Annotated in this window: 6 protein-coding genes; all 6 read right to left on the reverse strand. The window is 72.5% G+C overall.

Features of this window, described 5'->3' with window-relative positions; genetic code table 11:
* Nucleotides 1–6 precede the first annotated feature (6 nt).
* The 6 genes from C1J00_RS10160 to C1J00_RS10185 all read right to left on the reverse strand — a co-directional run bounded on the left by C1J00_RS10160 (nucleotide 7) and on the right by C1J00_RS10185 (nucleotide 7,524).
* On the reverse strand, nucleotides 7–3,873 hold the full coding sequence (locus C1J00_RS10160) for an Rne/Rng family ribonuclease (protein ID WP_102908714.1): 3,867 nt from the start codon (nucleotides 3,871–3,873) through the stop codon (nucleotides 7–9).
* A gap of 260 nt (nucleotides 3,874–4,133) precedes the next feature.
* The gene (locus tag C1J00_RS10165; RefSeq protein WP_102908715.1) at nucleotides 4,134–4,916 is read right to left on the reverse strand and encodes a TIGR03936 family radical SAM-associated protein; all 783 of its coding nucleotides are present in this window, start codon (nucleotides 4,914–4,916) and stop codon (nucleotides 4,134–4,136) included.
* 48 nt (nucleotides 4,917–4,964) lie between these two features.
* On the reverse strand, nucleotides 4,965–6,170 hold the full coding sequence (locus C1J00_RS10170; protein ID WP_180989488.1) for a phage tail tape measure protein: 1,206 nt from the start codon (nucleotides 6,168–6,170) through the stop codon (nucleotides 4,965–4,967).
* Between the two features lie 99 nt (nucleotides 6,171–6,269).
* Nucleotides 6,270–6,776 (reverse strand): GNAT family N-acetyltransferase, encoded by a 507-nt coding sequence (locus C1J00_RS10175; RefSeq protein WP_439333391.1) that lies wholly within the window; start codon nucleotides 6,774–6,776, stop codon nucleotides 6,270–6,272.
* A complete protein-coding gene (locus tag C1J00_RS10180) occupies nucleotides 6,773–7,027 on the reverse strand; it encodes a helix-turn-helix domain-containing protein (protein WP_102908717.1) in 255 nt (84 codons plus the stop codon). Before C1J00_RS10180 ends, C1J00_RS10175 begins: the two co-directional genes overlap by 4 nt.
* The gene (locus C1J00_RS10185; protein WP_102908718.1) at nucleotides 7,027–7,524 is read right to left on the reverse strand and encodes a DUF2975 domain-containing protein; all 498 of its coding nucleotides are present in this window, start codon (nucleotides 7,522–7,524) and stop codon (nucleotides 7,027–7,029) included. Before C1J00_RS10185 ends, C1J00_RS10180 begins: the two co-directional genes overlap by 1 nt.
* Nucleotides 7,525–7,972 lie beyond the last annotated feature (448 nt).

The raw sequence follows: 7,972 nt of genomic DNA on the forward strand, positions 1-7,972 counted from the left end.
GGCCGGTCAGCCCTCGTCGGTGGAGGCCGAGACGGAGGCCCCGGAGGACGCCGACTCCGCCGCCACGGTCTTCTTCGACGCGGTCTTCTTGGCGGCGGTCTTGGTGGTCTTGGCCGCCTTCTTGGCCGTCGTCTTCTTGGCGGCGGTCTTCTTCGCCTCGGTCTTCTTGGTGGTGGCGGTGGTGGCGGCCTTCTTGGCCGTGGCCTTCTTCGCCGTCTTGCGGGCCGTCTTCTTGGCGGGGGCCGACTCCTCGGCGGTCTCCGCCGTGACGGCACCGTCGGACTCGGCAGCCTGCGGGGCCTCCGCGGTCACGGCCTCCCCGGACGTGGCCTCCTCGGACGTGGCCGACGGGACGACCACGACGGCCGTCTCCTCGGACGCCGTGGACACCGTGGGCTTGCGCACCGCACGGCGCCGCGGACGGGCCGGGGCGGCGCTCTCGGCGGGCGCCTCGGGCTGTCCGGCGGGCTCGGGCGCCTCGGCGGCCTCGGACACCGCCGGTGCGGTCTCGGCGACCGTCACCACGGCCGCCTCGGCCCCCGCCGGAGAACCGGCCGGAGCGGACACCTTGCGGGTGGCCCGCCGCCGGGTACGGCCCTTGGGCGCGGCGTCCTCGACCGGAGCGGCCGAAGCGTCCGGAGCGGCCTGCGCCGCCTCCACCACCGGGTCCTCCACGGCCATCGGCTCGGCCTGCGCCTCCGCGGCCGTCTCCGGCTGCACCGGACGGGCGACCTCCTGCTCGGCGGTCACGTCCTGAGCCGTCGGCACCTCGGCCTCGGCCTGCTCGGCCCTGCCCCGGCCGCGCCGGGCCCTGCCCCGGCCCTGCTCGGCCTCAGGCTCCGCCGTCTCACCCCGCGGGGCGCCCGCCGGAGCCGACACCCGCCGGCTCGCCCGGCGTCGCGACCGGCCACGGCCGGCCGCGGCCTCCGCCTCGGCGGCGCTGCTGTACAGCTCCTCGTCGGGCTCGAAGACCGGCTCGGGCAGCGCGATCGGCTCGGCGACCTCGGCTCCGACCTCGGCCTCGGTCTCGGCCTCCTGCTCGACGGTCTCGACGGCGGCCTCGTGCACGTACGGCTGCTCACCGGCACCGGCACGCGCGCGCTTCTTGCGCTTGCCGCCGCCTCCCGGGGCCGTCGGCTGCTCCATGTGCACGATGACACCGCGGCCGTTGCAGTGGACACAGGTCTCGGAGAAGGACTCCAGCAGGCCCTGTCCGACCCGCTTGCGGGTCATCTGCACGAGCCCCAGCGAGGTCACTTCCGCGACCTGGTGCTTCGTACGGTCCCGGCCCAGGCACTCCAGCAGGCGCCGCAGCACCAGGTCCCGGTTGGACTCCAGCACCATGTCGATGAAGTCGATGACGATGATGCCGCCGAGGTCGCGCAGCCGCAGCTGACGCACGATCTCCTCGGCCGCCTCCAGGTTGTTCCTGGTGACGGTCTCCTCGAGGTTGCCGCCCTGGCCGGTGAACTTGCCGGTGTTGACGTCGACGACGACCATCGCCTCGGTCCGGTCGATCACCAGCGAACCGCCGCTGGGCAGCCACACCTTGCGGTCCAGGGCCTTGGCGAGCTGCTCGTCGATCCGGTACGTGGCGAAGACGTCGACCTCGGAGGTCCACTTCGACAGCCGCTCGGCGAGGTCCGGCGCGACGTGCGAGACGTACCCGTGGATGGTCGACCACGCCTCGTCGCCGCTGACGACGACCTTGGAGAAGTCCTCGTTGAAGATGTCGCGCACGACCCGGACGGTCATGTCCGGCTCGCCGTACAGCAGCGTCGGCGCGTTGCCGTTCTTGGCCTTCTTCTGGATGTCCTCCCACTGCTGCTGCAGCCGCTCGACGTCCCGGCGCAGCTCGTCCTCGCTCGCGCCCTCGGCGGCGGTGCGCACGATGACGCCCGCGTCCTCGGGGACGATCTTCTTGAGGATGGTCTTCAGCCGGGACCGCTCGGTGTCGGGCAGCTTGCGGCTGATGCCGGTCATGGAGCCCTCGGGCACGTACACGAGGTAGCGGCCCGGCAGGGAGACCTGGCTGGTCAGACGGGCGCCCTTGTGGCCGATGGGGTCCTTCGTCACCTGGACGAGCACGGACTGGCCGGACTTCAGGGCGGACTCGATGCGGCGCGGCCCGTTGGCCATGCCCAGCGCCTCGAAGTTGACCTCACCGGCGTACAGCACGGCGTTGCGGCCCTTGCCGATGTCGATGAAGGCTGCCTCCATCGACGGCAGCACGTTCTGCACCTTGCCGAGGTAGACGTTGCCGACGTACGAGGTCGACTGCTCCTTGTTGACGTAGTGCTCGACGAGCACGTTGTCCTCGAGGACGCCGATCTGCGTGCGGTCGCCGTGCTGGCGGACGACCATCACGCGCTCGACGGCCTCTCGGCGGGCCAGGAACTCCGCCTCGGTGATGATCGGGACGCGGCGGCGGCCCTGCTCGCGGCCTTCGCGGCGACGCTGCTTCTTGGCCTCCAGACGGGTCGAGCCCTTGATGGACTGCACCTCGTCGGACGGCTCGGCCTTGGGGCGGGGCTCGCGGACCTTGACGACCGTGCGCTCGGGGTCGTCCTCGGAGGGCTCGGGCTCGGTGCCCGAGTCACCGGCGCGGCGACGGCGGCGACGGCGACGGCGGCTGTTGCTGGAGCCCCCACCGGACTCGTCGCGGTCGGTGGCGTCCTCGGAGTCCTCGTCGTCCTCCTCGGCGCTGTCCTCGGTGTCCTGCCCGGCGCTCTCGGAATCGGCGTCCTCGCCGCCCTCACCGTCGGAGTCGGCGGACTCACCGCGCCTGCGGCGGCGGCCGCCCCGGCGACGGCGGCGGCGCGAGCCGGTGCCCTCGGACTCGTCCTGGTCGTCGCCGTCGGCCTGGTCCTCGGCGGACTCGTCGGCTTCCTCCGCCTCGTCGACGGTGGTGTCGGCGGCGGTGGTGTCGGCGGCGGCCTCACGGGCCTGAGCCTGGGCCTGGGCCTCGGAGTCGTCGCCGGCGCCCCGGCGCCGACGCCGGCGACGCGAACCGCCGGCCGGCTCCTCGCGCTGGGCCTCGGCCGGTGCGAACTCCTCGGGCTCCTCGGGTTCCTCGGGCTCCGCTGTCCCGGCCGCTTCGGCGGCGGCAGCGGCGGCGGGGTTCTCGGTCACAGGTGCTTTCGCCTCCTCGGCGTTCCCTTCCACCGCGTCCGCGGCGGAAGGCGCCCCGGCAGGCGCGGATGCCCGCCGCGAGGCACGCCGGCGAGTCCGACGCGGAGCAGCCTCTTCAGCGGCCTCGGCACCTTCGGCGGCGCCCTCGGCCACGACCGCCGGCTCCGGGCCGTCGGCCTCCGCCGGAGCCGCGACCGTCTCGGCGGCCTCCGCCGGAACGGCGGCGGGCGAGGTCACGGTACGCGTGGCCCGGCGCCGGCTGCGCTTGGGCGCGGCGTCCTCGGACACTTCGGCCGGGGCGGTGGCATCGGCCGGGACGGTGGCCTCGGACGGGGCGGCGACGGGAGTGTCGGCGGTCACCGGGACCACGGTCTCGGCGCCCTCCGCCGCCTCCGGAGCGCCGGCAGGTGCGGAGGCACGGCGCACGCGACGCCGCTTGGGCGGGGCGGGCGCGACAGCCTCATCGCTCTCGACAGCCGCGGTGGCCTTGCCCGTCTCGGAAGCCCTGGCTGCCTCGGCAGCCGCTTCTTCGACTTCGTCGGTCTCCACGACGTCAGCCGCGAGATCCTCGGCCTCGGCGACCGGTATGGCCGGCGTGACGGTCTCCACCGGTGCGTCGGGGGATGCGCCGGTGGGCGGACCCGCCGGGCGGGACGCGGCACGCCGCCGCCGACGAGGCGGCAGGGTGTCGCTGGGAGTGTTCTGTTCGGAACCCTCTGTGGGTTCGGTCGGTTCGAGCATGCGGGCTTATCTCCCGTCAGGCTCCCGGGCGCCGCACCTGGTCCGGCGATGCCGGTGACGTCCGCGGCGCGCGCTGTGCGCGTTCGCCGCCGTCCGGGGCGCGGGCGCCGCACGGGAGCTCTCTGTGTCCTGTCTCGCCGGTTCCGTACGCCGAATGCGTACGGCCTGGCGAAAGTCTTCTGGTCGGTGCGCTGCCCGACCCAGGTGGCTCCCGAGTCCGAGGGCGGCGCTACGACGTCCGTCCCTACGCGGGACCTTCCTTACGCCGGCGCCGTCGCGGCGGCAGTCGGTGCGGCCGTTGGGTTGGCCTCGACTGCCTCGCGGTCGGGCGCGAGCGGGTCGGTCACCGTGCCGGTCTCTTCATCGAACAGCCCCTGCGCCAGCCTGGTCACCCCTGCGGGGACCGGCGGCGCCAGGTCGGCCACGGCGCGAAGACCGGACAGGACGTCGTCGGGTCGTACGGCAGGCGTCACGTGCCGAACAACCAGCCGCAGTATCGCACAGGGCTGGTCGGTCGGCCTATCAGCCCGCGAACTGTGCGCTTCCGCGAGGTCGTGGACCTCCAGGCCCGCCACGGCGGAACGGGCGTCGAACGTGCGGACGCCGTTCTTCGCGAGGCGCTGGACCTCGACCGTCTCGGCCGCGATGAAGGCGTCCGCCGCGCGGCGAGCCTCCTGCGGCGGCACTCCGTCCAGCCGGACCTCCCAGACGGAAGCCGTCAGCCGGTCGGCGAGCCCCGAGGTACGGGCCTCGACCGCCTCGATGATGTCGAGACCCGAGGGCATCGACTCGTCGAGGAGAACCCTCAGCTGCTCCGGGTCGCGGGGCGCGGTGAGGGCGATCTCCAGGTATTCCGCCTCACTGCCCGTGCCGGTGGGTGCGGCATTGGCGTACGACACCTTCGGGTGCGGTGTGAAGCCCGCCGAGTAGGCCATCGGCACCTCGGCACGGCGCAACGCACGCTCGAAGGCGCGTTGGAAGTCACGGTGGCTGGTGAACCGGAGGCGGCCGCGCTTGGTGTAGCGCAGTCGGATGCGCTGCACCGCGGGTGCGGGCGGCGGGCCTTCGGGCTGTCGCTTGCCCAGTGTCGTTCAGTCCTTCGTGAGAGCGGTCGTACTGCTACCTAGAGTACGTGGCTCGCGCTCCGATGGTTCCCTCCGGTCGACCGGCTGCGGCTGCCGCGGCGCGCCGAAGAGCATCCGCCGGAAGTCGGCGCGGGCCTGGCGTACGGACTCCCGGGCACCGGCCAGCGCCTGTCGGGTGGCCCGCCGCACACTGCGGGCGGCGTCGGCTACGGGCCGCAGCACGGCGTCCCGTACGACGTGCCCGACGGGTGTCAGCACGCTGCGGTACACCCACCGCACCGGTTCGACGAAGATCCACCGCAAGAGGGTGCCGAGCAGACGCCCGACAGCGAGCGAGATGTGCCCGGCGACACGCCAGGCGTGGCCGAGGGCGTCCCACACCTCCCGCCCGATGACGGCGAGGACGCGTCCGGCCGGCGTGAGGACCCAGCGCCAGAGGGCGAGCGCGGGCAGGACGAACAGGATGCGGGCGATCCAGTAGAGGCCCGTGCCGATACCGGTGACGATCATTTTCAGCACCCACACAAGCCCTTTGCCGCACCAGGCGACGGCGCGGCCGACGGGAGCGAGCAGCCAGGTGTACAGCCATACGGCGGGTACGACGACGAGGTACGTCGCGAGCCACGCCAGGACCGTCCAGACACCGATGCCGAGCGCGGCGAGCCCGGCGCCGATCCCCTTCACAACCCACATCACCGCGTGCCCGACGGGCGTGAGCAGGCAGGCGTACACCCAGCCGAGCGCGGCTCCCACACCCCTGGCTATCCAGCCGGCCCCGGCACCGACGCCCCGGGCGGCCCATGCGATCGCGTGTCCCACGGGGGTCAGCACATACCGATAGAGCCACACCAGGGGCACGACGACGAGGACGTGGCCGAGCCATCCGAGGGCCTTGCCCACCGGGACGGCGACGTAGCGCCACAGCCCCAGGAACGGCCAGACGAACACCGCCCGCCCGAGCCACAGCAGCGCCCGGCCGAGCGGCCGGAGCAGGGTGTCGTTCAGGAACCGTCCGGCCACGACGAGCGCGTCCCACAGCATCCGCACGGGGACGACCAGGACGAGCACGATGATCCGCACGGGAATCCGGATCGCGACGGCGAGACACCCCTCCGGCGCCTCGGGCTCGCGCCGGACAGTCGGCTCGGCCGGCCGCTCGCGCGGATCGACCCGCGTCTCGGAACCCTCGCGGGGTCGTTTCTCCAGATCCATACCGTCGTAGACGCCTTCAGTGCCCCATCCGGATCCAGCACCGCACAGACCCGCCCCGTTCTCTCGCAGTTCCCCCACTCAGCCGCAAGATCATACGGCTCATGCGCGGGTGAATCGTGCCTGGAGCAGCCGGGGTGACTCCTGGAAGCCGCTGCGGGCGTACGCGGGGACTGCCCGCGGGCTGGAGTGCACGGTCACGCGTTCCAGCCCGAGCTCGCGCGCTCCGTCCAGGACGGCCCGGACGAGCCGCCCGCCCAGCCCGCCGTCCCGCGCCTCGGGCACGACGTACACGCACTGGAGATCGCCGGAGGCCCGCCGCGGCGCCCGTGGCGTGGGCACTCGCTGCACCACCGCGAGCCAGGCCATGCCGATGACCCGGTCGTCCCGGGCGAGGACCAGGCAGCGGTGGGATCCGGCGTTCTCCCCCGCCCAGCCGACGAAGTGCCGTACGAAGGCCTCGCGTTCACCGAAGTCCTCGCGTTCGCTGGAGGCTTCGCGTTCGCCGAGTTCCTCCGAGCGGTTCTCGACGAGCCACTCCCACCGGAGGGCGGCCACCGCGGCGAGGTCGGCGGGCCGGGCCGGGCGGATGTCGATGTTCTCCATCAGGCCATTGTCGAGTCGGCCGTCGAGTCGGGCGCAGGGTCGGCCGCCGTCTCCGTCTCCCAGCGCAGCAGATCCCCCGGCTGGCACTCCAGCACCTCGCACAGCGCGGCGAGGGTCGAGAAGCGGACCGCCTTGGCGCGGCCGTTCTTGAGGACCGCCAGGTTGGCGGGGGTGATGCCGACGCGTTCCGCCAGTTCGCCCACGGACATCTTGCGCTTGGCCAGCATCACGTCGATGTCGACGGCGATGGGCATCAGATGACCTCTTCCAGCTCGGCCTGCATCTGGGCCGCCTCGATGTCGCGTGCGACGGCCTGCGCGAGCAGCATCCGCAGTACGAGCACGATCAGCGCGACGCCCAGCACGGCCACGACGACCCCGCACAGCAGAAGGACCACCCCGGGAGCCACCGCCTCGCCCGGGGCGAGCACGACCGCGAGCGAGAAGACCAGCAGGGCGGCCGCCACGAACGCGCCGATCACGATGTGCACGTAGCGGAAGGCGGCGGTGGAGAACACCGTCCCGCGACGCACCATCGTCACCAGCCGCCACACGCAGACCACGACGACCTGTGCCGTCACGACACCCAGGACCGTGATCACCAGGATCGGGGTGCGCAGATACGCGTACTCGGGCCTGAGCCCGTTCATGTCGACGGCCAGCAGCGGCACCATCACCCCCTGCACGAACAACGATCCGGCAAGCAGCACCACGAGCACCGAGCGCAATCCCGCCACGGCCAGCTTCCCCATCACCACTCCTTCGATCGAACCACGATGTAAATCTATCGAGATTCGATAGATGACACAAGATGGGTGCCCCAGGGAAGGACGATCGCGGAAGGAGGCTGCCGTGCCGGATGACGGCTCCCCCAGCACGCATTCTGAACTGGGGGAACCTGGCCGGGCCGGCCCCCCGGGGGAGCGTCACCAACCCGGCCTGCTCAGCGAGTCCCCCTCAGAACGGACCCGTCACCCCCGGGTTCTCGCGCGAGACAAGCACCCGGTGTCACCACGCAGCCTCAGCGTGCAAGGACGTCATCGAGCGCCGACACTGCTGAGCCCCCTCCGAGTCTTGAGTTCTAGTAGTCGTCGCAACACCCCAGCTCAGGGGATGCGATGGACTTCGAGGTCCGCAAGGTCAGACATGGAGGGGGCGGTCGTCGCCTGACTCGTGAGCGGGAGGTATATCTCCAGCTCA

The sequence above is a fragment of the Streptomyces cahuitamycinicus genome, from assembly GCF_002891435.1.
Taxonomy (GTDB): domain Bacteria; phylum Actinomycetota; class Actinomycetes; order Streptomycetales; family Streptomycetaceae; genus Streptomyces; species Streptomyces cahuitamycinicus.

Coding starts and splice junctions, on each gene's coding strand:
- C1J00_RS10160 (WP_102908714.1), bottom strand. CDS start 3,873: ATGCTCGAACCGACCGAACCCACAGAGGGTTCCGAACAGAACACTCCC.
- C1J00_RS10170 (WP_180989488.1), bottom strand. CDS start 6,170: ATGGATCTGGAGAAACGACCCCGCGAGGGTTCCGAGACGCGGGTCGAT.
- C1J00_RS10180 (WP_102908717.1), bottom strand. CDS start 7,027: ATGCCCATCGCCGTCGACATCGACGTGATGCTGGCCAAGCGCAAGATG.
- C1J00_RS10185 (WP_102908718.1), bottom strand. CDS start 7,524: ATGGGGAAGCTGGCCGTGGCGGGATTGCGCTCGGTGCTCGTGGTGCTG.